Genomic DNA, 23,414 nt, shown 5'->3' with positions numbered 1-23,414 from the left:
TCATGTCCTGGCTCCGGAGGTGAGGGACGGTGAACGCTGGACGAGGTGGACGAGGCGGTCGGCACTGAGCCCTTCGCCGTCGGCCTCGGTGACGACGCGGCCTTGGTGCAGCACGAGGACCCGGTCGCACAGGGCTGCCAGTTCCTCCAGGTCGGAGGAGGCGACCAGGACCGCGCACCCAGTGGCAGCGGTGCGGCGGACCACCGTGTAGATGTCGGCGCGGGACATCACGTCCACGCCCTGGGTGGGCTCGTCGAGGAGCAGCAGCTGGGGGTCGCGGCGCAGCCAGCGGCCCAGTACGGCCTTCTGCTGGTTGCCGCCGGACAGGGTGCTGAACGCCGCCTCGACGGAAGGTGCCTTCACGCCGTAGCGGCTCACGAGGTCCTGGCTGTCGCTGCGTTCGGCCCCGTGGTCCAGGCGCCAGCGCCGCCAGTAGTGGCTCAGCACCGACATCGACAGGTTGGCCCGCAGCGGGAGGTCCGGGAACGCGGCGTCAGCGCCGCGGTCTTCAGGGACGTAGGCGACGCGGGCGCGCATCGCATCGCCGGGGCCGGTGAAGGACACCCTGGCGCCGTCGAGTTCGATGGTGCCGCCGGTCGGCCGATGGGCGCCGAAGAGGGTGCGCAGCAGCGAGGTGCGGCCGGAGCCGAGCAGGCCCGCGACGCCGACGATCTCACCTGCGCCGACCTTGAGGTCGACGCCACTGAGTGGGCCGCCGGTCAGGTCGGTGACGGTGAGCACCGGGCGGGGCCGGCTCGTGCTCGCGGTCGGACGCACGGCCTCGTCCAGTGCGCGCCCGGCGATGAGCTCCACCAGGTCGGACTCCGTGGGGCGGTGGTCCACGAGGGTGCCGGCGACCCGGCCGTCCCGCAGCACGGTGTAGTCGTCGGTGACGGCGATGACCTCGCTGAGGCGGTGGCTGACGAGGATCACCGTCTGCCCCTGGTCGGCACGCCGGCGTACGGACTCCAGAAGGAAGCTCGCCTCGTGCTCGGGCAGGCTCGCGGTGGGTTCGTCGAGGACCAGGATGAGGTCGTCCCGGTCTGTCTCCTGCAGTGCCCGTGCGATGGCGACCATGGTGCGGGCGGCAGGACGCAGTGTGCCGAGCGGGGCGCGGGGGTCGGCGTCGATCTCGAACCGCTCCAGCAGTGTGGTGACCCGGTCGTGCAGTGCCCGCCAGCTGATCCGGGCGCCCGCCCGGGTGGGCCAGCCGGAGGCGAGCGCGATGTTCTCCGCCACGGTGAGGTCGTCGAAGACCCCGAGGTCCTGGTGGACGAAGCGGAGCCCGGCCGCCTGTGCGGTGGCGGCCGAGAAGTGCCGGGCCTCCCAGCTCTGCCCGCCTACCTCGATCGTGCCGCCGTCGGCGCTGTGTGCGCCGGCGAGGATCTTGATGGTGGTGGACTTGCCGGAGCCGTTGCCGCCGAGCAGCGCGTGGACCGTGCCGGCACGGACCCGGAGGTCCGTGCCGTGGAGCACGGTCGTACCCGCGAACTGCTTCGTCAGCCCGGTGATCCGCAGTGCCGTGCCGGGCGGGCGGCTCACTGTGTGCCCCACCCGGTGGTGTAGTGCTTGACGTAGTCGACGGGCGGCTCGTAGGAGCTGCCCTTCTTGGGCAGGTTGTGGTCGGCGTCGATGCCGACGAGGCCGACGCCCGCCGACTCTGCGGGCTTCTGGCCCGCCAGCAGCCGGACGGCGTCGTCGATGGCGGCCCACGACAGCTGCTTCGAGGAGTAGCCGACGTCGCCGTCCTGCGCGCCGTCGCTGCGGATGACGTCGGCGTTGGCCGCGTTGCCGAAGTTGCCGACCACCGTGAGCCGGGCACTCCGTCCGGAGGACGATATGGCCTGGCCAATACCCGCCTGCAGCCAGCCGTCGATCGGGAAGGCGACCGCGTTCACGGTCGGCGCCCCGAGGAGGGCGGAGGAGAACTTGGAGCCGAGCGTGTTGTTGACGAGGTCCTGGAGGCCGACGTCGAGCTGCTTGACGACCTCGCAGCCGGAGCACTTCTTGAGCTCGTCACGGAAGCCCTTGGTGATCATCGGGCCCCAGATCGGGTCGGTGAAGTTGACCAGGAGCACCTTCGCCTTGCCGTTGGTCTTGCCGATGACGTAGTCGGCCTGGAACGCGCCCATCCGAGCGCGGTAGTCCGCGAGGGTCATGCTCTTGAGGGGGGTGGTGACCGCGGAGTACAGCTTCTTGCCGCCGGCTACGTCGCAGTCCATGCCGCCGTTGCCGATGGTGATGATTTTGGCCTTCTTGGCCTCGCCGAGGGGGCCCTGGACGGCCGGGCAGTCGACGCCCACGGGCACGATCACGTCGGCCTTGGCGCTGATCGCCTGCCGGATGCACGCCCCCCAGCCGCCGGGGTTGAGCTTGCCGTCACAGAGCTTGGTCTTCCAGCCTGCGGCCTTGCCGGCCGCCATGGCGGCCACGCTGGGCTCCACACATCCGGGCTGCTGCTGGCCGCAGGAGATGACCCACAGGTTCACCCCTGCCTTCGGCTTCGCGGTGACCTCCGGCAAGTCGCCGGTGGCGCCCTTGAAGGCCGTCTCCAGGGCGGCGCGCGCCTCCTTGGAGGTCCCGGAGTCGGAGGATCCGCCGGCCGAGGTGCTTTCGGAGGCGCCGCAGGCGGCGGTGACGGCGGTGACCGCCGCGACGATCAGGGGCAGGGCGAGTCTGCGGAGTGAACGCCTTTGTTCGGACACGATTCTCCTTGGGGAGCGCTGGCGGAAACGTCGCCATTCCGGAGTCGGTGATGGCTGGAATTGAACACAGCAGGCGACTGCGAGGGAAATTGCCAATCCGCATGAGTGTCATCGCGGAGCACGATGCGTTTGATCCTGCTGATCCGCGGCCACTTCGGCAGCGATATCAGGGGTGATTGGGATCCGTCAGCAGGCTTTCCATGACTCCCTCGGGAAGCCGCTTAGTGAGCCGGTCGGAGAATTCGCCGTCGACAAGTACGAACGCCATCCGGGCGACTGCTCCGGAGCGGTTCTCCCAGCGGTGATCGGTGCCCCGCTGTACGACCACGTCCCCTGGCCGCAGCACGGTCTCCGTGTCGTCGAGCACCAGGACGACCTCGCCCTGCAGCACGATGCCGTAGTCGACGGTCTGCGTACGGTGCATCGGTGACACGGCACCCGGCGGGAACTCGTTGATCCTGATCTTCGTCCCGTTCGGGTCGGGCGGCACGGTCAGGGAGATCTGCGTCGGCTCCGGTTCGTCAGGGTCTATGAGGGCCGGCGTTCCGCGGGTGTTCCACAGCTCGTGGAAGACCGCGCCGTCCGGTGCGGTCCGCACCACGGGCGGCGGTCCGTCCGAGAGGAACACCGATTTTCCGTTGTCGTCGTGACCGGTGACGACCCGGCGAGACGTCCAGCTCATACAGCCCACCTTTCAGCGTGACGAATGAATCAAGGTGTGCCGGAAAAGGGCACAGTGCGGCCCGCCCTGCAGTGCGGAAAACACCGCAGGGCCTCAAAGCCAAAAAATGCGGAGGGCTCTATACGGAGTCGAGCGCGTCGGTGAACGCCTTGGTGCCGCCGTGTGCCGAGAATCCCCCGTCGACGGTGATCTCGGCGCCGTTGACGTACGCCGACTCATCGGAGAGGAGGTACACCACCAGCGGTGCCACCTCCTCGGGGACCCCGGCCCGGTTCATGGGCGTCATCGACAGATGCGCCTTCACGAACACGGGGTTGGCGTTGGCCATGATCGGTGTGTCGATGTATCCGGGGTGGATGATGTTCGTACGGATCCCCCGGGGAGCCAGCTCCAGCGCCGCGACCTTCGACAGTCCGCGCAGTGCCCACTTGCTGGCGGTGTAGGCGACCGCGTGGTGGGCGACGAGGCCGGCGACCGAACCGACGTTGACGATCGAGCCGCCTTCGCGCATCAGTGGGGCCATGGCCTGCATGCCCAGCAGGGCGCCGGTGGTGTTGACCGCGAAGGCCCTGTTCCAGTCGGCGACGTCGACCTCGCCGAGCCGCGCGCGTACCGGCACGCCGGCGTTGTTGACCAGGCCGTGCAGGGGACGGCCGAGTGCCTCCAGCCAGTCGGCGAGAGCGGCCCAGTCGTCGGGTGAGGAGACGTCGAGGTGCCGGTAGCTGACGTCCAGGCCCTGGGCGGTCAGGGAGGCGGCGAGGGCCTCGCCGTCCTCGCCGAGGACGTCGGTGGCGAAGACGGTGGCGCCCTCGCGGGCCGCGGCCTCTGCCTCGGCGGCACCCTGGCCCCGGGCGGCACCGGTGACGACAACGCTTCGGCCTTCCAGACGCCTTCGACTCACGGCTTCCTCCTGTTTCCCGCCTGTGTCCCGTCCGGGCACTCGGCCGTACCCGGCACGGGACTCACGCTAGGAAGCGGAGACGAGATGCGGAAACGGTTGTTGCCGATGGCTGGCATCCGGAGCCGCCATGGCTTGAACGGCGGCAGCGCCGCTCGTCGATGCCCCGGCGGCGGGAGCCGGCATGCCGGGTTCGGCCAGTTCCGCGCCGACGCGACGGACCACGCCGCGCAGCCATGTGTGCCCGGGGTCCGTATGGCGCTTGTGATGCCAGTACATTGCCTCGACCAGCGGCAGCTCGTCGGGGAACGGCGCCGGTACGACGGCACAGTGCGCGAAGCCTGCGTACCGGCGGGCCAGCCGCTCCGGCACCATCGCCACCAGATCGGTGCCACTCACCACGAACGGCAGGACACTGAAACCCGGGGTGCTGACCTGGATCCTCGGGGTGATCCCGAGCACCTCCAGCTGACGGTCCGACGGGGTGGGGCTCTTGGCGAATCCGGCCGCGGCGTGCGGCATCTCCGCCAGGTCCCGAAGGCTCAGCCGTCCGTCCACCAGCCGTGGGTTGTCCGGGTCGACGATGCACACGAACCGGTCGCGCAGCACAGCCTCGTTGACCCCGGGCACCCCGTAGCCGAGCGGCGCGATCAGCAGGTCGTGGCAGGCCAGATGCGTCTCGCTCGCCAGCTGTCCGGGCGTGGGGTGGAAGTCGATGCGCACGCCCGGCGCTTCCTGCCCGATGACCCGCAGGAGCGGCTCCACCATCACCGTCATCATGTAGTCGGACATGACGGCGGAGAACCGTTGGTCGCTGGTGGCTGGATGGAACCGACGAGTCAGGGACAGGGCCTCCTCGGCCTTCTGCAGGGACGCCTGTACGACGGGCAGGAGGCGCTCCGCGAGCGGCGTCAGCTCGTACTCCCGGCCCACCCGCACCAGCAGGTCGTCGTCGAAGTGTCGGCGCAGCCGCGCCAGCGAGCCGCTCATCGCGGACTGGCTGGTGTTCAGACGTTCACCCGCCCGGGTGACGTTCTTCTGCTGCAACAGCGCTTCGAGCGCCACCAGCAGGTTGAGGTCGATCGTTCCGAGCCCCATCCGAGTCCCCTTCCGGCAATGTCACCGAACGAGCGCCGAAACGCGGGATTAACCAGGGCGGTGAGCTTAACCGGGAGCAATCAGGCAAGGAAGGGGTGGCGTGCGGCCGTCATCGAGATCCATACCAGCCATCGGTGCCACGGATGACAGTCGCGACGCCACCCGTGGTGCTGGTGCGGTCCGCCGCAGCAGCCCGTGGACGTGCGGTTCTACGGTTCCCGCGCTCAGGGCCGCGGGGTACGCCCGCGCCTGCGGGCCCGGGGCAGGTAGACGTCCTGGCGGCCCGGCACGATCCGGTTGGACACGCTGCCGAGCCGTTCCACGGTCAGCGTCACCACGTCACCCGGGGTGAGCGGGGGCGGGGTCCGCTCGCCGTTGCGGCCCCAGTGCTCCGCCAGGGCGCCCCAGCCACAGGTGCCCGAGCCCAGCAGGTCTCCCGGGCGCACCCAGGTGTCGCGGCTGGCGTAGGCGATCATCTCCTCGAAGGTCCACGAGCAGTTGGCGAGGGTGTCACGGCCGATGAGGTCGCCGTTGACGGTGACGGTCATCTCCAGGTCGAGGAACCCGTCGGGGTCCCTGCGGTCCTCCACCTCGTCCGCGGTCACCAGGAACGGGCCGAGGGTGTTGGCGAAGTCCTTGCCCTTGGAGAAACCCAGCCCGAGGTTCTTCTCCGGTTTCTGCAGGTCACGGGCGGACCAGTCGTTGAACACCAGGTAGCCGACGATGTGGTCCCCGGCCTGCTCGGGCGTGAGGTCCCGCCCGGGCCGGCCGATCACGGCGGCCACCTCCAGCTCGCAGTCGAGGACCGAGCACCCGGCCGGGACCGGCACCTCGTCGTGGGCGCCGTAGGCGGCGTGCGGGTTGGTGAAGTAGAAGTTCGGTGCCCTGTACCACTCCTCTGGGATGTGCTCCAGACCGTCCAGGGCCTTCGAGACGCCCTCGATGTGCGCCTCGAAGCCCACGAAGTCACGGATCGACGGCGGCTTCAGCGGAGGCAGCAACCGGACGTCCTCGACCCGGGGACCGCCGTCCCCGGCCAGGGCCCGCTCGCCCGCCTCCCGCAACGTCCCGTTCTCCAGGAGCGAGAGCACCGTGGTGCCGTCCGGCAGCGGGTGGATCACCCCATCCCGGACGACACCCGCGCGCTCGGCGCCTTCGTGCTCGTATGTCGCGAAACGCATCGTGTGTCTCTCCCGTGCTCAGTGGTGGGTGGGGGTGGGTGCCCGCCGGACCGTCCCCAGCAGGTCCATGGCGTTGCCGCCGGCGATCGCGGCCCGGGCCCCCGGGTCCAGCCCCGCGGCGTCCAGGCGCGCCACCGGGTCCTCGACGCCCATGTCGAAGGGATGGTCGGTGCCGAGAACGACACGGTCTGCCCCGGCCTCCTCGACCAGGTGGCGCAGTCCCCGGGGCGTGTAGACCAGGGCGTCGAACCACATGCGCCGCAGGTAGGTGCTCGGCGGGTGGGCGCAGCCCCGCGCGTCCTGGCGTACCTGCCATGCGTGGTCGGACCGTCCGATGTACGTGGGCAGGTAGCCGCCGCCGTGCGCGGCGACCAGCTTCAGCCCCGGGAAGCGGTCGAGTGTGCCGCCGAAGATCAGCCGGGACAGCGCGACGGTGGTCTCCACGGGCTGGCCGACGGTGTTGCCGAGGTAGTGGACGGCGAGCCGTTCTCCGAGGGAACAGCCCCACGGGTGGACGAACACCACCGCACCCAGCGCCTCGGCCTTGGCCCACACCGGGTCGTGGTCAGGGTCGGCCAGCTCGCGGCCGTCGACGGAGGTGGAGACGCTGATCCCGTACAGCCCAAGTCCGGTGACCGCCTCCTGAAGCAGCTCCACCGCGAGGTGCGGGTGCTGCAGCGGCACGGTGCCCAGGCCGCACAGCCGCTCCGGAGCCTGCGCGCAGTGCGCGGCGACCGCCTCATTGGTCGTACGGGCCAGGCGCTGCGCGAGGTCCTCGCCGGCCCAGTAGTGGTGCATGGGCATCGGCCCGACCACCTGGATGTCGACGCCCATCGCGTCGAGGTCCGCCAGCCTTGCCCGTACGCCGGTCAGCTTGGGCCGCAGCCGGGACAACTGGGCGCGGTTGGCCGCCAGCGACTCGGGCGCGTGCGCCCGCTGCTCGGCTGCGAACTCGGCCGCGAGTCCCTCCGTACCGGCGCACAGCTCGTCCGCCGCGGGGACGGCCAAGTGACCGTGGAAGTCCACGACAGGCGTGATCATGCCGGGGCCCGCAGCGCGTCGAGGGTCTCGGTCATCAGCCGGGCCGGGTGGGCCCCCGGCGTCTCCGGGTCGATCTCCCACTCGGCCAGCTTCAGGGAGTTCTCCAGCACCATCCGCACACGGGGCATCCGCCGTGCCATGAACGCCTTGAGCGCGACCTCGACCGGGTCGTCACCGACGAGCAGCTCCGCGAGGACCACCGCGTCCTCGGCGCACATCGCCGCTCCCTGCGCGACCAGGGGCGGGCACGCGTGCGCCGCGTCACCGATCACGATCGTCCGCCCCCGGTACCACGGTTCGTCGATCATCACGGTCTCGATCCAGCGGTAGTCGACCGCCGTGTCGTCGGGCAGCGCGGCGATGAGCCTGCCCCAGGTGCCGCCGTATCCCTCGCCGCGTTCACGCAGCAGGGACACCGGGGCGGACGGACCCACCAGAGAGGCGTCCAGGTTCTCGTCCAGCAGGTAGGCATAGCACTTGTCCGGGGAGATGGGGCTGTAGCCGGCCTTGTAGCGGGGGCCGCCGTAGTAGACCTCGTGGCAGTCCAGCTGGGCCGGGCGGTCGGCGACCACCCGGAAGATGGACATGCCGACCGGGCGCGGCTCGACGGTGATGCCGATCAGGGAGCGCATGTGCGACTTGATGCCGTCCGCGCCGACGACCAGGTCGTAGCTCCCCGTGGTGCCGTCGGTGAAGGTCACGTCCATACAGCCGGTCGACTGTTCCAACCGCTCGACGGTGAGGCCCAGCCGGGCGTGCACCCCTTGGGCGTACACCGCGTCGCACAGGGCGTTCTGGAGGTCGGAGCGGAGCGCGCCGGCCGTCGAGGGAAGGTCGGGTCCGCCGGTGTGGGCGACCGCAAGATCGGTGATCAGCTCGCCGTCCGCCTGGCGCAGTCGCAGACCGTCGTAGGGCACCGCCCGGGCGAGCACCTTGTCCAGGACGCCCACCGAGCGCAGCGCCTTCAGCGCGTTGCCCTGGAGGGTGATGCCGTGGCCGACACCGAACCACCGAGGTGAGATCTCGACCAGGTCGACGTCGACGCCTCGCTGCGTCAGCGCGAGCGACAACACGCTTCCGGTGATGCCGCCGCCGACGACGAGCACCTTGTCCACTGCCATGGGCATTCCTTGCCGTGTGAGATGAGAGGTAGGGGAAGGCCGGTCCGTCAGCCGGTGAAGCGGTCCCCGAGTTCGTGGTAGTGCTCGACGACCGGGGCCTTGTCGAAGTACGGGCCCACCAGGGAACGCCAGCGCTGGAACCGCTCGGAGCTGCGGAAACCGACGGTGTGCGCCTCGACGCTGTCCCAGCCGACGAGCAACAGGTAGGTCTGCGGCCGCTCCTCGCAGCGCAGCAACTCGGCCCAGCGGAAGCCGTCGGCCTCGGCCAGAACCTTGCGTCCCTCGACGAAGACCGCCTCGAACTGCTGCTCCTGGCCGGCCGACACGGTCAGCTCCGCGTGCTCGACGATCACCAGATTCTCCTGACGTTCCGGGTGCGACGGTCCAGCACACCCAACGCCCGCCGTCGGGTCTGCGTTGCATGACCCTCCGTGAGCGGCTACCGCGCGGTCAACGGATTCGGGCATCGCGAATCAGCACGTCATCCATCCCCTACGGCGATGGACCAGCCGGGAACCATGCGCGATCTGGGGTGACGGGCAGTAGTGGCCGAACGTGATGGCTGGCATCGCCGATGACCATTTCCGCCGGGCCCTCGCTGATGCCTAGCGTTCCCAGTGGATGCCCTGTCCGCATCCCGTTTCCTGTCACTTCCCCTGTCACCCATGGACGAGGAGTCGCTCGTGCCTGATCGTCTACCCCTGCACGCCGGGCCGTTCGCGCTCGGCACCTTCAGCCGCGATGACGGCGATCCGTTCCCGGGACTGGTCACCGCCACCCGGGTGCGCGATCTGTCGCACGTGGCGGCGTCGGTGCGTGCGCTGGTCGAGGACTGGGACGGGGTGCTGCCGCGGCTGGCCGCTCTCGCCGAGGAACCGCAGACACCGGACGGCGCCTGCCACGACCTGGCCGACCTGCGCGTGCACGCCCCGATCGAGCCCGGCCAGATCCTCCAGTCGGGTGCCAACTACCGGCGTCACGTGGTGGATCTGGTCGCGGCCGAGAAGGAGAGCATGCACGGGGCCACCCCGGACGAGGCGCGGGCCGACGCCGAGAAGATGATGGACGAACGCGCCCGCAACGGCGTGCCGTACATCTTCCTCGGCTCGCCGCGCGCGATGTGCGGCCCCTACGACGAGGTGGTGCTGCCGGAACTCGGCGAGCAACACGACTGGGAGCTGGAGCTCGCGCTTGTCATCGGCCGTGAAGGGCGGAACATCGCCCCGGAGGACGCGTGGTCGTATGTCGCCGGATACACCATCTGCAACGACATCACGACCCGTGACCGGCTCTACCGCCCGGATCTGAAGGCCATCGGCACCGACTGGTTCACCGCCAAGAACGCCGACACCTTCCTGCCGACCGGGCCGTTCCTGGTGCCGGCCGGCTTCGTCGGCGACTCGTCCGACTTCCGGATCACCCTGCGCCACAACGGAGTCGTACGCCAGGACGAGTCGACGAAGGACATGATCTTCGACATCCCCCGGCTCATCGCCTACGCCTCGACCACCAGCACCCTGCGCCCGGGAGACCTGCTGCTCACCGGCTCGCCGGCCGGCAATGGCGCCCACTGGAACGTGTTCCTGGCGCCCGGCGACGTCATGGAGGCCGAAATCACCGGCCTCGGGCACCAGCGCAACACCGTCAGGAGCATCCGATGACCTCGACCTCTTCCGACGCCTTCCAGCCCATCACACATCTGCGTCACTTCGACCTGGCCGTGCCCGACTTCGACCAGCAGCGCACCTTCTACTCCGAGGTGTGGGGACTGACCGAGATCGCCAACGACAGCGGCATCGCGTTCTTCGCGGCCGAGGGCAGCCCCGAGCAGTACGTCGTCCGCATCCGCAAGGACCAGCGCAAGCGCATGGATCTGGTCGCCTTCGGCGCCGCCTCGGTGGCCGATGTCGACGAGCTGGCCGCACGGCTGGGCACCGCGGACGTCCCGCTGGTCAGCGAACCGGGCGCCATGGACACTCCGGGAGGCGGCTACGGCTTTCGGTTTTTCGACCCCGACGGCAGGGTCGTCGAGGTCTCCGCGGACGTGGAGAACAGGGTCCACCGCAAGATCGAAGAGAGGGAGGCGGTCCCGGTCCGGCTCTCGCACTGCGTGGTGAACTCCACCGATCCGGCGGGACTTCGGGACTTCTACGCGCGGCACCTGGGCTTCCGGCTCTCCGACACCCTCTTCTCGCAGCACATGGGTGACCTCATGTACTTCATGCGGTGCAACCCGCTGCACCACTCCTTCGCCATCGCGCGCGGCCCCCATGTCTCCCTGCACCACGCGTCGTTCGAGATGCGCGGAGTGGAGGAGTACATGCGCGGCACCGGACGGGCGCTGCGCGCCGGGACACGGCTGACCTGGGGGCCCGGCCGCCACCTGGCGGGCGACAACACCTTCGCCTACTTCCACGACCCGCACGGCAACACCGTCGAGTACACCACGGAACTCGCCGTCCTGGAGGAGGACCTGTGGCACCCCGGACGGCACGACGTGGACGATCCGCAGACGCAGGACCAGTGGGGCACCGCCGACCCGATGAGCGAGTCGGTGGCCAAGGAACAGTTCAACGACCCTGACGTGCTGTTCGAGGCCCCGCCCGTGTGACCGGGATGTGATCAGCACCCGCCGCCCCCTCTGGCCAAACGCCCCCCGAAGCATCCGAGAAAGGCACCACCGTGGCGAAGACATTTCTGAAGACCGCCGTTTCCGAGGAACAGGTCGCCGTCGACCTGAACGCCGTGCGCGCCACGGTCACCGACGTCATCGCGGACATCCGCGAACGCGGCGACACGGCGGTGCGCGAGTACTCCGAGAAGTTCGACGGATGGAGCCCGGAGTCCTTCCGGCTGTCACCGGAGCAGATCGAGGAGATCGTCTCCTCGGTGCCCGCCCAGGTCATCGAGGACATCCGCTTCGTGCAGGAGCGGGTGCGCACGTTCGCCCGCCACCAACTCGACTCCCTGGGCGAGTTCGAGGTGGAGACCCTGCCCGGCGTGAAGCTCGGTCAGAAGCACATCCCCGTCCAGGCCGCGGGCGCCTACATCCCCGGGGGCCGCTACCCGCTGACCGCCTCCGCCCACATGACCATCGTCACGGCGAAGGTCGCGGGCGTGCCCCGGGTCGTCGCCTGCACCCCGCCGATCCGCGGCGAGGTCCCCGCCGCGACCGTCGCCGCCGCGCACCTTGCGGGCGCCGACGAGATCTGGCTGCTCGGCGGTGTCCAGGCCGTCGCCGCGATGGCCGCCGGTACCGACACCATGCGACCGGTGGACCTGATCGCCGGGCCGGGCAACGCGTACGTCGCCGAGGCCAAGCGGCAGTTGTTCGGCGAGATCGGCATCGACCTGTTCGCCGGCCCCACCGAGATCCTGGTGCTGGCCGACGCTGATGCCGACCCGTTCATCTGCGCCGTCGACCTGCTCTCCCAGGCCGAGCACGGCCCCGACTCCCCCGCCGTGCTGATCACCACCTCCCGCGAGGTGGGCGAGCGGACCATCGCCGAGGTGGAGCGGCTGCTGCCCGGCATGCCGACGAAGGACTTCGCGGAGCCGGCGTGGCGGGACCACGGCCAGGTGATCGTGGTGGACTCCGTGGACGAGCTGTACACGCTGGCCGACGAGTTCGCGTACGAGCACGTGGAGGTGCTCACCGCCGACCCGCGCGAGGCACTGGAGCGAATGACCCAGTACGGTGCGCTGTTCCTCGGCGAGGGCACCTGCGTGTCCTTCGGCGACAAAGTCATCGGCACCAACCACGTGCTGCCCACGCGCGGCGCCGCCCGCTACACCGGCGGTCTGTGGGTCGGCAAGTACCTCAAGACGGTGACCTACCAGGAGGTCACGGACACCGAGTCGCAGGCCCTGCTGGGCCGGCTCTGCGGCCGGGCCGCCCGGATCGAGCTGTTCGAGGGACACGCCCGGTCCGGCGACGTACGGGCCGCCAAGGTCGCGGGAGACGAACTGCCCTGGGCGGTGCGGGCATGACCACCCGGCCCCTGCGGGACCGTACGGCACTGGTCACCGGCGGAGGGGGCCCGCTCGGGCGGGCCTTCTCCCTCGCGCTCGCACAGGCCGGGGCCCGGGTGATCCTCGTCGGCCGCAACGCGCAGGCCCTCTCCGGTGCGGCTCGCCGTGTGGCCATGGAGGGTGGCACGGCCCGCACCGCGGTGTGCGACGTGTCGGACCCGGCATCGGTCACGGCACTCACGGACACGCTCGCCGAGGAGGACATCTCCCTCCTGGTCAACAACGCGGGCGTCGCGGGCCCGGTGAAGCCTCTCACCGAGGTCGAACCCGACGAGTGGGACGGGGTTTTCTCCGCGAACGTACGCGGCGTCTACCTGATGTGCCGGGCCTTCCTTCCCTCGATGATCGGGGCCGGCCGCGGTGACATCGTCAACATCGCCTCGGTCAGCGGCAAACGCCCCCTCCTCAACCGCACCCCCTACACCGCCTCCAAGATGGCCCTGCTGGGCCTGACCCGCACCCTCGCCGCTGAGGTCGGACCCCACGGTGTCGCCGTCAACTCCCTCTCCCCCGGCCCGGTGCGCGGCCCGCGCATGGACCGCAACTTCCGGCTGGAGGCCGAACTGACGGGCAGCACACCGGAAGAGGCCGAGCGGGCGTTCGCCTCCCGGGCCGCCCTGGGCAGATTGGTGGAGGAGGACGAGGTGGCGAAGGCCCTGGTGGCGATGCTCGCCATGCCCGGACTCTGCGGCGCGGACATCGACCTCTCCGCCGGCATGATCGCCCCCTCGTGACCCACGGCTCCGGCCCCGACGTACGTAGTCCTGCCCGACGCGGAACGCATCGTCCTCAACCTGCACCGCGCGCCTACGCCGAGACCACCGGCCACCCCTTCGACCTGCCCCAGGCACTCACCGACGCGATCACCTGCAAGTCGGGCCCCCTCCACACCCAGGTCTGACCGGCGTCGGCCTACCTCACGACGCGCGCATTGCCCCACCACCATTCGAGCCCCCTTCCCGAGCTGGCGGGCACCCCTCCGTCGTGCGGGCCTCAGGTGAGGGCCTATCAGGAATTAGGGTCTGTGTGATGTCGTGATCAATCGGCTGCTTGCAGGAGATCTCCGAGCCAGATCATCGAGGCGCGGAGTTCGAGGCCGGCGAGGTAGCTCTCGGGCGTCTTGTCGAAGCGTGTGGCGATGCCGCGCCAGTCTCTGAGCCGGTTGATCAGTCGCCCTTGTTCTTACGGTTGGCGACCTGGTCCTTCTTCTCCGGGATAACAGCCTTGATGCGGCGTTTGCGCAGGTGGGCGCGGTTGGCGCGGGACGAGTACGCTTTGTCCGCGGCGACCGCGCCCGGCCGGGTACGAGGCCGGCCGACCGGCAGGCGGACGCGGATCGCCAGGAGGAGTATCGTGGACTCGCACTACGTTTCAGCGTGCGCTCACTGATCCACTCCAGCCCCAGTTGCTTGGCTTCTTGGCGGTCCAGATCCTTCAGCTCGGTCACCTTCGCGCGTCGGCGTTCGGTCAGCGTGGTCCGCTCCGGGTCGTACTCGACCCTGGGCTCACCGGGCCTGGCCCAAGACCGACTGCCACTGCGGTAGCCCGTCTCCACCTCCAGCAGATGCGCCATCCGAATCCGGGCCCGCGTCAGGTCGTGCTCTTCAAGATCCTCATGCCGAGGCCGCTGCCGCCCACCGTCCATTAGGCCCTCCCCACGGGATAGATCCACGTGGCATAGTCCAGCGGCTGGGTTAGGTCCATCGCCAGTCGGCGGTGCCAGAGAAGGTGAACCGCATGTACGCGAGCCACCGCAGGCAGCGACGTCTCCTCTGTCAGCTCTCCGAACCGCCGAGGACGTTCCCGTACCAGCCCCAGCAGTTCTCCTTGAAGCCCGAGGCGGTCGGACATCGGGCGCCTCCGTGCGGACAGCGCATCAAGGCCGGTCAGGACCTGGCGGCGCCAGCCGGACGCCACCAGGTAGTGCCACCCCACCGCACCAGCTGCCCACTTCGTTGCGGCGAACTTCACCAGATCCTTGTCCTTGATCAAATGACCGGGTCGGACATCGATCAGCACAGCCGTATCGGGCAAGAGCACCAGGAAGTCCGGCGTGTGATCCTCACTGCCGTCCGCAGTCGTGAACCGCATCTTGAACGGTTGCGACAACACCTCCACCACCTCGCCGGCGAAGTCCAGGGCAAGCAGCAGATTCCGCTCGGCCAGGCTCTCGAAGCCATGCATCCGACCCGTGGCCAGCAGGTACTGCAGTCCGGGACGGTGCCGCTGACCCGCCCGCCAGGTGAAGCCGCGAACTGGCACCGACGCAATGGCCGGGACACCGGCCAGCTCTTGGACCGGGCAGATGACCTCCGCCTGCACGGTCTTCCACCTCGCCGTCCACCGGCGGGCCCACCCGGACTCTGTGTCCAGCCTCTCCACCACCGCCGGATGGCGTACGGCACGACGAGGTCATCCAGGACGCAGCTGTGCGACCAAATCGGGCGGGATTCGATCTCCGGAGCGTGGACCGTAACCGTCATGCCCCCAGAACAGCGCGCTTGCGCCGCTTCCCGTACGGCTTCTCTCGAAGTCCCAGCAGGTCAGCGCACCAACCGCTACCCTGCGTGCCAACACCAACGCTCAGCGGGGCCAACTCAAGCGCTAAAGGGCCAACTCGGCCGCTCAGTCACAATGGGCTACCGGGGCGCTCCGACCGTGATTGCATAAAACTGCGGTGTTGCGTATAGTCATGCCATCGATCGATGGAGGGTTTGATGGCGATACGCGCGGCAGTGGCAGGAGCAAGCGGTTACGCAGGCGGAGAACTGCTCCGACTGCTCCTCACCCATCCCGAGATCCAGATCGGCGCCCTCACCGCCAACTCCAACGCGGGCCAGCAGCTCGGCGCACTGCAGCCGCACCTGCTGCCGCTCGCCGGACGGGTGCTCCAGGCGACCACCCCCGAGGTGCTCGCCGGGCCGCCGGACCAGCCCCATGACGTCGTCTTCCTCGCCCTCCCGCACGGCCAGTCCGCCGCTGTCGCCGAGCAGCTCGGCGACGACGTCCTCGTTGTCGACATGGGCGCCGACTTCCGGCTCAAGGACGCCGCCGACTGGGAGGCGTTCTACGGCTCTGAGCACGCCGGGACCTGGCCCTACGGGCTTCCCGAGCTGCCCGGCGCCCGCGCCGCGCTGGCGGGGACCAAGCGGATCGCCGTGCCCGGCTGCTACCCCACCGCCGTCTCGCTCGCGCTGTTCCCCGCGTACGCGGCGGGGCTCGCCGAGCCCGAGGCCGTGATCACCGCCGCGACCGGCACCTCCGGCGCGGGCAAGGCGCTCAAGCCGCATCTGCTCGGCTCCGAGGTGATGGGCTCCATGAGCCCGTACGGCGTCGGCGGCGGCCACCGCCACACCCCCGAGATGATCCAGAACCTGAGCGCGGCGGCGGGGGAGCGCGTCATCGTCTCCTTCACGCCGACCCTCGCGCCCATGGCCCGCGGCATCCTCGCCACATGCAGCGCGAAGGCCAGGCCCGGAGTGAGCGCCCAGTCCGTACGAGCCGCGTACGAGAAGGCACTCCAGGACGAGCCGTTCGTCCACCTCCTGCCCGAGGGACAGTGGCCCGCCACCGCGTCCGTGTACGGATCGAACGCCGTCCAGCTCCAGGTCGCGTACGACGAGGCCGCCCACCGCATCATCGCGATCAGCGCCATCGACAACCTCACCAAGGGCACCGCGGGCGGCGCGGTCCAGAGCATGAACATCGCCCTCGGGTTTCCTGAGGACATGGGACTTTCGACGATCGGAGTCGCACCGTGAGCGTCACGGCAGCCAAAGGATTCACGGCCGCGGGCATCGCCGCCGGGATCAAGGCCCCCCTTAACAATGAAAAGGGCGGCAATCCGGACCTGGCCCTCGTGGTCAACAACGGTCCCCGCCGCGCCGCCGCCGGCGTCTTCACCTCCAACCGCGTCAAGGCCGCCCCCGTCCTGTGGTCCGAGCAGGTCCTCCGCGGCGGCGACGTCACCGCCGTCGTCCTCAACTCCGGCGGCGCCAACGCCTGTACGGGCCCCCAGGGCTTCCAGGACACCCACGCCACCGCCGAAAAGGCCGCCGATGTCCTGGGGCAGAGCGCCGGCGAGATCGCCATCGCCTCCACCGGTCTCATCGGCCTGCTCCTCCCGATGGACAAGCTCCTCCCCGGCATCGAGCACGCCGCCGCCGCCCTCTCCCCGCACGGCGGGGAGAAGGCCGCCATCGCCATCAAGACCACCGACTCCGTCCACAAGACCGCCGTGGTCACCAAGGACGGCTGGACCGTCGGCGGCATGGCCAAGGGCGCGGGCATGCTCGCCCCCGGCCTCGCCACCATGCTGGTCGTCCTCACCACCGACGCCGACGTCGATGCCGCCACCCTCGACAAGGCCCTGCGCGACTCCACCCGGCTGACCTTCGACCGCATCGACTCCGACGGCTGCATGTCCACCAACGACACCGTGCTGCTGCTCGCCTCCGGAGCCGCCGAGATCACCCCCGGTTACGAGGACTTCGCCGACGCCGTACGGACCGTGTGCGCCGACCTCGCCCGCCAGCTGATCGGCGACGCCGAGGGCGCCAGCAAGGACATCCGCATCGAGGTGATCAACGCGGCCACCGAGGACGACGCCGTCGAGGTGGGCCGCTCCATCGCCCGTAACAACCTCCTCAAGTGCGCCCTCCACGGCGAGGACGCCAACTGGGGCCGGGTGCTCTCCGCCATCGGCACCACCCGCGCCGCCTTCGAGCCCGACCTGCTCAATGTCGCCATCAACGGCGTCTGGGTCTGCCGGAACGGCAGCGTCGGCGAGGACCGCGAGCTGGTCGACATGCGCTACCGCGAGGTCAGGATCACCGCCGACCTCGCCGCCGGCGCCGAGTCCGCGGTGATCTGGACCAACGACCTCACCGCCGACTACGTCCACGAGAACAGCGCGTACTCCTCATGAGCACCCGCAAGCACACCGCGCTGCCCAAGGCCCAGATCCTCATCGAGGCCCTGCCCTGGCTGACCCGGCACAACGGCAAGACCGTCGTCATCAAGTTCGGCGGCAACGCCATGATCGACGAGGACCTCAAGGCCGCCTTCGCCCAGGACGTCGTCTTCCTGCGCCACGCCGGCCTCAAGCCGGTCGTCGTCCACGGCGGCGGCCCCCAGATCAGCGCCCAGCTCGACAAACAAGGCCTGGTCAGCGAGTTCAAGGCCGGCCTGCGGGTCACCACCCCCGAGGCCATGGACGTCGTACGGATGGTGCTGGCCGGTCAGGTGCAGCGCGAGCTCGTCGGGCTGCTCAACCAGCACGGCCCCCTCGCCGTCGGCATGACCGGCGAGGACGCGCACACCATCACCGCCACCAAGCACCAGCCTCGGATCGACGGCGAGCTGGTCGACATCGGCCGCGTCGGCGAGATCACCGAGATCAACACCGGCGCCATCCAGGCACTCCTGGACGACGGCCGCATCCCGGTCATCTCCTCGATCGCGCGCTCCGCCGACGACCACCACGTCTACAACGTCAACGCCGACACCGCCGCCGCCGCGCTCGCCGCCGCGCTCGGCGCCGAGACGCTGATGGTCCTCACCGATGTCGAGGGCCTCTACGAGGACTGGCCCCACAGCGACGAAGTGATCAGCAGGCTCACCGCCACCCAGCTGGAGAAGCTGCTGCCCGACCTCTCCAGCGGCATGGTCCCCAAGATGGAGGGCTGCCTGCACGCCGTACGCAACGGGGTCAACACCGCCCGCGTGATCGACGGCCGGGTCCAGCACTCGATCCTGCTGGAAATCTTCACCGACGAAGGCATAGGCACCATGGTCGTGCCCGACGGACAGGGAGAATCATGAGCAACGAGGAGCTCACACAGCGCTGGCAGGGCGTGATGAGCGACAACTACGGCACACCCAAGCTGTCGCTCGTCCACGGCGAGGGCACCATGGTCCGCGACGCCGACGGCACCGAGTACACCGACTTCGTCGGCGGCATCGCCGTCAACGCGCTCGGCCACGCCCACCCCGCCGTCGTCGCGGCCGTATCCCGGCAGATCGCCTCCCTCGGCCATGTCTCCAACCTCTACATCGCCGAGCCGCCCATCGCCCTGGCCGAGCGGCTGATCCAGCTCTCCGGGCGCCCCGGCCGCGTCTTCTTCTGCAACTCCGGCGCGGAGGCCAACGAGGCCGCCTTCAAGATCGGGCGGCTGACGGGCCGTACGCACATGGTCGCCACCCTCGGCGGCTTCCACGGCCGCACCATGGGCTCCCTCGCGCTCACCGGCCAGCCGGCCAAGCAGCACCCGTTCCTGCCGCTGCCCGGCGACGTCACACACGTTCCGTACGGCGATGTGGCGGCGCTGCGGGCCGCGGTGACCGAAGAGACCGCGCTGCTGATCATCGAGCCCATCCAGGGCGAGAACGGCGTGGTCGTCCCGCCCAAGGGCTACCTGGAGGCCGCCCGGGAGATCACCCGCGCCACCGGCACGCTGCTCGTCCTGGACGAGGTCCAGACGGGCATCGGGCGGACCGGCCACTGGTTCGAGTACCAGGCGCACCAGGGCGTCGAGCCCGATGTCGTCACGCTCGCCAAGGGTCTTGGCGGCGGGCTCCCGATCGGCGCGGCCCTTGTCTTCGGTCCGGCTGCCGACCTGCTGCGGCCCGGTCAGCACGGTACGACGTTCGGCGGAAACCCGGTCGCCTGCGCCGCCGGACTGGCCGTTCTGGACACCCTCGCCTCCGGCCAGATCCTCGACCAGGTCAAGCGGCTCGGCGAGAAACTGCGCGACGGAATCGAGGGGCTCGGCCACCCGCTGGTCTCCCATGTCCGCGGCGCCGGCCTGCTGCTGGGTATCGTGCTCACGGAGTCCCTCGCGCCTCAGGTGCAGCAGGCGGCTCAGAGTGCCGGTTTCCTGGTGAACGTCCCCGCCCCCGATGTCGTACGGCTCATGCCGCCGCTGATCATCGGTGACGCGGAAGTGGACGCGTTCCTCCAAGCGCTGCCCGGTGTTCTCAGTGGTGTGTACGGGGAAGGACGATCCGGGGAATGAGACGACGACGATGACTGAGGCGCGGTCCTCCGAGAACACTGAACAAGCGGAACACGTCGACCACGGCGGGCCCGCCGTACCGCAGACCCGCACAGCCCGCCACCGCCGGATCGTGGACATCCTCAACCGGCAGCCGGTGCGCTCGCAGAGCCAGCTGGCCAAGCTCCTCGCCGACAACGGACTGAGCGTCACCCAGGCGACGCTCTCCCGCGACTTGGACGAACTGGGCGCGGTGAAGATCCGCAACACCGGCGGCGAGCTGATCTACGCGGTGCCCAGCGAGGGCGGCTACCGCACCCCGCACGTCCCGCTCGGCGAGTCCGCCAAGGAGGAACGCATGCGGCGGCTCTCCGGCGAACTGCTGATCTCCGCCGAGGCCTCGGCCAACCTCGTGGTACTGCGTACGCCCCCGGGCGCGGCCCAGTTCCTCGCCTCGGCCATCGACCAGGCCGAACTGCGGGACATCCTCGGCACGATCGCGGGCGACGACACGCTGCTGCTCATCAGCCGCGACCCGCTCGGCGGCCAGGCGCTCGCGGACCATCTGCTGCGCCTGGCCGAGAAGGAGAGCTAGACGATCCGTCAGGGAGTCGGCGGCAGCGGGAGGGGCAGTCCGGGCAAGCCATCGATGCTGGTGGCGATGTCCGCCTTCTTCTCGAAGTAGCTGCCGAGCGAGGCGTCGTCCTCGCGCGCGAAGCGCTTCGCGTGCAGCTCGCGGTCGTCGTCGTACGTCATGTACGGAACGGCGAACCCGCAGCTGTCGCGGACGTGTTCGGCATGGACGACAACGATGGCGCGCAGGCCGTGCGGAACGGTGTCGATGGACGGGAAGTGCGCGAGCAGTCCGCTCCAGCGCGGATCGTCCCGGAAGACGGGCTCGCCGCGCCCGTGCACGCGCACGATGGTCGGCGGCCCCTGGAAGGCGCACCACATGAGGGTGATGCGGCCGTTCTCGCGCAGGTGGGCGATGGTTTCGTTGTGGCTGCCCGCGAAGTCGAGATACGCGACCGTGACGTCGTCGATCACGGCGAAGGAGCCCGTGAGGCCCTTGGGCGAGAGGTTCACCGTGCCGTCGCCGGAGAGCGGCGCCGTGGCGGTGAAGAAGATGTGCTGCTCTTCGATGAAGTCGCGTATCCGGCCGTCGATGCGTTCATATCGTTGTCCCATGGGGGGATTATCCGGCACTGTCCGGGCGCGCCACAGGGAGCGGTAGTGGCCGCTCGTGTCCAGCAGCTCCTCATGCGTGCCGGCGGCGATGGTCCGCCCGCCGTCCAGCACGACAATGAGGTCCGCCCGCCCGGATGGCTGAGTACCGGTGCGCGATCACCAGCGGAGCGCACTCACGCGAGACCTGCCGGATCGAACGGCGCAGCGCCGCCTCGCTCACCGCGTCCAGATGCGCCGTCGGTTCGTCCAGCAGCAGCAGCAGGGCGGGCCGGGCGAGCAGCGAGCGGGCGAGGGCGATCCGCCGGCGTTCGCCGCCGGACAGCGTCATGCCGCGCTCGTCCGTCCGGGTGTCCAGACCCCGGGGCAGCCGGGACACCAGCTTGATCACCCGCGCCAGCTCGATCACCCGCTCCAGCTCGTCCGGGCGGGCGTCCGGCGCGGCGTACAGCAGATTCTCCCGGAGCGTGCCGTACAGCACCGGGGCGTGCTGCTCCACGAGCCCGATCCGCGCCCGGTGCCCGGCCCGGCCGACGGCCCGTACGTCCTGGCCCTCGCACAGCACCCGGCCCGCATCGGGGTCGTAGAACCGCTCGGCGAGCGCGAAGACGGTGGACTTGCCCGCTCCCGAGCAGCCGATCAGCGCGACATGGGCGCGCTGCTCCACCTGGAAGGACAGTCCGCGCAGCACGGGGTGGCCGGGTTCGTAGCCGAACCACACGTCCTGGAACTCCAGCACGGGCGTCGGCCGCGTGGCCGGGCGTGCCGCCGCGGGAGCCACGCCGTCCTCCCGCTCACCCGGCAGGTCCCCTGCCGCATGGTGGAGAGCGCCTGGAAGAGGGCCCCGACGCCCCATCAGGTAGAGCATGTACAGCAGGAACGCCGCCAGATCGGCGACGGACTCCTGCTGGTCGGCCACCCGCAGGCCGCGACCAGCAGCCACCAGAAACGACCCGTTGATCGTCAGCATGATCGCGGGCGACACCACCGCGTCCAGCGCCCCCACACGCAGGCTCTGCCGGTACGCGGACCTGGCCCGGTCGCCGATACGGTCAGCTTCCCGCTGTTCCGCGCGGCTTGCCCGTGCGCCACGGCGTGTTGGCACGGGATCGCCCCGGCCGCCACTCGTCGTTCACCGGCCGGGCTTCTGGTCGGTCGGGCCATCGATCGACCGCGTTGACGAAACATACGGGGGAGTGCATACTTATTCCATCACCGAATGCACCGTAAGGAGAAAACTCGTGACCGAGCGCGTCGTACTCGCCTACTCCGGCGGTCTGGACACCTCCGTCGCCATCGGCTGGATCGCCGAGGAGACGGGCGCCGAGGTCATCGCGGTTGCCGTGGATGTCGGCCAGGGCGGCGAGGACCTGGATGTCATCCGCAAGCGCGCGCTCGCCTGCGGTGCCGTCGAGGCCGAGGTCGCCGACGCCAAGGATGAATTCGCCGACGAGTACTGCCTCCCGGCGATCAAGGCGAACGCCCTCTACATGGACCGCTACCCGCTGGTCTCGGCGCTCTCCCGGCCCACGATCGTCAAGCACCTCGTCGCCGCCGCCAGGAAGCACAACGCCTCCATCGTCGCTCACGGCTGCACCGGCAAGGGAAATGACCAGGTGCGTTTCGAGGCCGGTATCTCCGCGCTCGGCCCCGACCTGAAGTGCGTCGCCCCGGTCCGCGACTACGCCATGACCCGGGACAAGGCGATCGCCTTCTGCGAGGAGAAGCAGCTCCCGATCGCGACCACCAAGAAGTCGCCGTACTCCATCGACCAGAACGTCTTCGGGCGCGCCGTCGAGACCGGCTTCCTGGAGGACATCTGGAACGGTCCGATCGAGGACATCTACGAGTACACCTCGAACCCGGCGGAGCCGCGCGAGGCCGACGAGGTCGTCATCTCCTTCAAGGAGGGCGTCCCGGTCGCCATCGACGGCAGGCCCGTCACCGTCCTCCAGGCGATCCAGCAGCTCAACGAGCGGGCGGGCGCGCAGGGCATCGGCCGGATCGACATGGTCGAGGACCGGCTGGTCGGCATCAAGTCCCGTGAGGTGTACGAGGCCCCGGGCGCGATCGCGCTGATCACCGCCCACCAGGAGCTGGAGAACGTCACCGTCGAGCGCGAGCTGGCCCGCTACAAGCGGCAGGTCGAGCAGCGCTGGGGCGAGCTGGTCTACGACGGCCTGTGGTTCTCGCCGCTCAAGCGCGCCCTGGACGGCTTCATCAACGAGGCCAACCAGCACGTCACCGGCGACATCCGGATGACCCTGCACGGCGGTCGCGCGGTCGTCACCGGCCGGAAGTCGGACGAGTCGCTGTACGACTTCAACCTCGCGACGTACGACTCGGGCGACACCTTCGACCAGTCCAAGGCGCAGGGCTTCATCGAGATCTTCGGCCTGTCATCGAAGATCGCCGCACGGCGCGACCTCGCCTGAGCGCCGATAGCCTCTCGCGTACGACATCCACCTCCCCTCCC

22 protein-coding genes and 1 pseudogene are annotated in these 23,414 nt (G+C 69.7%); 10 read left to right on the top strand and 13 right to left on the bottom strand.

Annotated features, from left to right (window positions below; all coding sequences use genetic code 11):
- The 9 genes from ACIHCQ_RS07670 to ACIHCQ_RS07630 all read right to left on the bottom strand — a co-directional run bounded on the left by ACIHCQ_RS07670 (position 1) and on the right by ACIHCQ_RS07630 (position 9,079).
- A complete protein-coding gene (locus ACIHCQ_RS07670) occupies positions 1-1,542 on the bottom strand; it encodes a sugar ABC transporter ATP-binding protein (RefSeq protein ID WP_399658861.1) in 1,542 nt (513 codons plus the stop codon).
- Positions 1,539-2,705, bottom strand: coding sequence for a substrate-binding domain-containing protein (locus ACIHCQ_RS07665; RefSeq protein ID WP_399658860.1), 1,167 nt, complete (start codon positions 2,703-2,705; stop codon positions 1,539-1,541). Before ACIHCQ_RS07665 ends, ACIHCQ_RS07670 begins: the two co-directional genes overlap by 4 nt.
- A 166-nt stretch (positions 2,706-2,871) precedes the next feature.
- On the bottom strand, positions 2,872-3,387 hold the full coding sequence (locus tag ACIHCQ_RS07660) for a cupin domain-containing protein (protein WP_399658859.1): 516 nt from the start codon (positions 3,385-3,387) through the stop codon (positions 2,872-2,874).
- Positions 3,388-3,505: 118 nt separating this feature from the next.
- Entirely contained in the window at positions 3,506-4,288 is a 783-nt protein-coding gene (locus ACIHCQ_RS07655) for an SDR family NAD(P)-dependent oxidoreductase (RefSeq protein ID WP_399658858.1), read from the bottom strand.
- A gap of 66 nt (positions 4,289-4,354) precedes the next feature.
- Complete coding sequence (locus ACIHCQ_RS07650; RefSeq protein WP_399658857.1) at positions 4,355-5,383, bottom strand: LysR family transcriptional regulator; 1,029 nt, start codon at positions 5,381-5,383, stop codon at positions 4,355-4,357.
- A gap of 224 nt (positions 5,384-5,607) precedes the next feature.
- Positions 5,608-6,564, bottom strand: a complete 957-nt coding sequence (locus tag ACIHCQ_RS07645; protein WP_077004375.1) for a fumarylacetoacetate hydrolase family protein — start codon at positions 6,562-6,564, stop codon at positions 5,608-5,610.
- An 18-nt stretch (positions 6,565-6,582) separates the two neighbouring features.
- The gene (locus ACIHCQ_RS07640) at positions 6,583-7,605 is read right to left on the bottom strand and encodes an amidohydrolase family protein (protein ID WP_399658854.1); all 1,023 of its coding nucleotides are present in this window, start codon (positions 7,603-7,605) and stop codon (positions 6,583-6,585) included.
- A complete protein-coding gene (locus ACIHCQ_RS07635; protein WP_399658852.1) occupies positions 7,602-8,726 on the bottom strand; it encodes an FAD-dependent monooxygenase in 1,125 nt (374 codons plus the stop codon). Before ACIHCQ_RS07635 ends, ACIHCQ_RS07640 begins: the two co-directional genes overlap by 4 nt.
- 47 nt (positions 8,727-8,773) lie before the next feature.
- Entirely contained in the window at positions 8,774-9,079 is a 306-nt protein-coding gene (locus ACIHCQ_RS07630) for an antibiotic biosynthesis monooxygenase family protein (protein ID WP_399658850.1), read from the bottom strand.
- Between the two features lie 330 nt (positions 9,080-9,409).
- Here ACIHCQ_RS07630 and ACIHCQ_RS07625 point away from each other — a divergent pair, with 330 nt between their 5' ends.
- The 4 genes from ACIHCQ_RS07625 (at position 9,410) to ACIHCQ_RS07610 (ending at position 13,492) form a co-directional block, all read left to right on the top strand.
- On the top strand, positions 9,410-10,387 hold the full coding sequence (locus tag ACIHCQ_RS07625) for a fumarylacetoacetate hydrolase family protein (protein ID WP_399658849.1): 978 nt from the start codon (positions 9,410-9,412) through the stop codon (positions 10,385-10,387).
- Entirely contained in the window at positions 10,384-11,337 is a 954-nt protein-coding gene (locus tag ACIHCQ_RS07620) for a VOC family protein (RefSeq protein ID WP_399658848.1), read from the top strand. Before ACIHCQ_RS07625 ends, ACIHCQ_RS07620 begins: the two co-directional genes overlap by 4 nt.
- Positions 11,338-11,408: 71 nt before the next feature.
- Positions 11,409-12,716 carry a histidinol dehydrogenase gene (gene hisD / locus ACIHCQ_RS07615; protein ID WP_399658847.1) on the top strand — a complete coding sequence of 436 codons (1,308 nt, stop codon included), beginning with the start codon at positions 11,409-11,411 and terminating at the stop codon, positions 12,714-12,716.
- Positions 12,713-13,492 carry an SDR family NAD(P)-dependent oxidoreductase gene (locus ACIHCQ_RS07610; RefSeq protein WP_399658846.1) on the top strand — a complete coding sequence of 260 codons (780 nt, stop codon included), beginning with the start codon at positions 12,713-12,715 and terminating at the stop codon, positions 13,490-13,492. Before hisD ends, ACIHCQ_RS07610 begins: the two co-directional genes overlap by 4 nt.
- 304 nt (positions 13,493-13,796) lie before the next feature.
- Here ACIHCQ_RS07610 and ACIHCQ_RS07605 read toward each other — a convergent pair.
- Positions 13,797-14,074, bottom strand: a pseudogene (locus tag ACIHCQ_RS07605) (IS5/IS1182 family transposase); the annotation flags it as partial.
- A gap of 328 nt (positions 14,075-14,402) precedes the next feature.
- Positions 14,403-15,080 (bottom strand): TnsA-like heteromeric transposase endonuclease subunit, encoded by a 678-nt coding sequence (locus ACIHCQ_RS07600; protein ID WP_399658845.1) that lies wholly within the window; start codon positions 15,078-15,080, stop codon positions 14,403-14,405.
- A gap of 395 nt (positions 15,081-15,475) precedes the next feature.
- On the opposite strand from ACIHCQ_RS07600, the gene argC reads away from it, so the two are divergent.
- The 5 genes from argC to ACIHCQ_RS07575 are packed head-to-tail and all read left to right on the top strand — an operon-like array spanning position 15,476 to position 20,348.
- The gene (gene argC / locus ACIHCQ_RS07595) at positions 15,476-16,519 is read left to right on the top strand and encodes an N-acetyl-gamma-glutamyl-phosphate reductase (RefSeq protein ID WP_399658844.1); all 1,044 of its coding nucleotides are present in this window, start codon (positions 15,476-15,478) and stop codon (positions 16,517-16,519) included.
- Positions 16,516-17,685: a bifunctional glutamate N-acetyltransferase/amino-acid acetyltransferase ArgJ gene (argJ, locus tag ACIHCQ_RS07590; protein ID WP_399658843.1), complete on the top strand. Its 1,170-nt coding sequence runs from the start codon at positions 16,516-16,518 to the stop codon at positions 17,683-17,685. Before argC ends, argJ begins: the two co-directional genes overlap by 4 nt.
- A complete protein-coding gene (gene argB / locus ACIHCQ_RS07585; protein ID WP_399658842.1) occupies positions 17,682-18,581 on the top strand; it encodes an acetylglutamate kinase in 900 nt (299 codons plus the stop codon). Before argJ ends, argB begins: the two co-directional genes overlap by 4 nt.
- Positions 18,578-19,774, top strand: coding sequence for an acetylornithine transaminase (locus tag ACIHCQ_RS07580; protein WP_399658840.1), 1,197 nt, complete (start codon positions 18,578-18,580; stop codon positions 19,772-19,774). Before argB ends, ACIHCQ_RS07580 begins: the two co-directional genes overlap by 4 nt.
- A 10-nt stretch (positions 19,775-19,784) precedes the next feature.
- Positions 19,785-20,348 carry an arginine repressor gene (locus ACIHCQ_RS07575; RefSeq protein ID WP_399658839.1) on the top strand — a complete coding sequence of 188 codons (564 nt, stop codon included), beginning with the start codon at positions 19,785-19,787 and terminating at the stop codon, positions 20,346-20,348.
- A gap of 8 nt (positions 20,349-20,356) precedes the next feature.
- Here ACIHCQ_RS07575 and ACIHCQ_RS07570 read toward each other — a convergent pair whose 3' ends face one another.
- Both ACIHCQ_RS07570 and ACIHCQ_RS07565 read right to left on the bottom strand, forming a co-directional pair.
- Positions 20,357-20,941, bottom strand: coding sequence for a pyridoxamine 5'-phosphate oxidase family protein (locus ACIHCQ_RS07570; protein WP_399658837.1), 585 nt, complete (start codon positions 20,939-20,941; stop codon positions 20,357-20,359).
- Positions 20,942-21,011: 70 nt separating this feature from the next.
- Positions 21,012-22,043, bottom strand: a complete 1,032-nt coding sequence (locus ACIHCQ_RS07565; protein WP_399658835.1) for an ATP-binding cassette domain-containing protein — start codon at positions 22,041-22,043, stop codon at positions 21,012-21,014.
- 136 nt (positions 22,044-22,179) lie between these two features.
- Between ACIHCQ_RS07565 and ACIHCQ_RS07560 the strand changes: the two genes are divergently transcribed.
- Positions 22,180-23,373 carry an argininosuccinate synthase gene (locus ACIHCQ_RS07560; protein ID WP_399658833.1) on the top strand — a complete coding sequence of 398 codons (1,194 nt, stop codon included), beginning with the start codon at positions 22,180-22,182 and terminating at the stop codon, positions 23,371-23,373.
- The last annotated feature ends 41 nt before the right edge of the window (positions 23,374-23,414 follow it).

The organism is Streptomyces sp. NPDC052236 (assembly GCF_044548015.1).
Taxonomy (GTDB): Bacteria; Actinomycetota; Actinomycetes; order Streptomycetales; family Streptomycetaceae; genus Streptomyces.
This window is presented reverse-complemented; position numbering and strand designations above follow the sequence as displayed.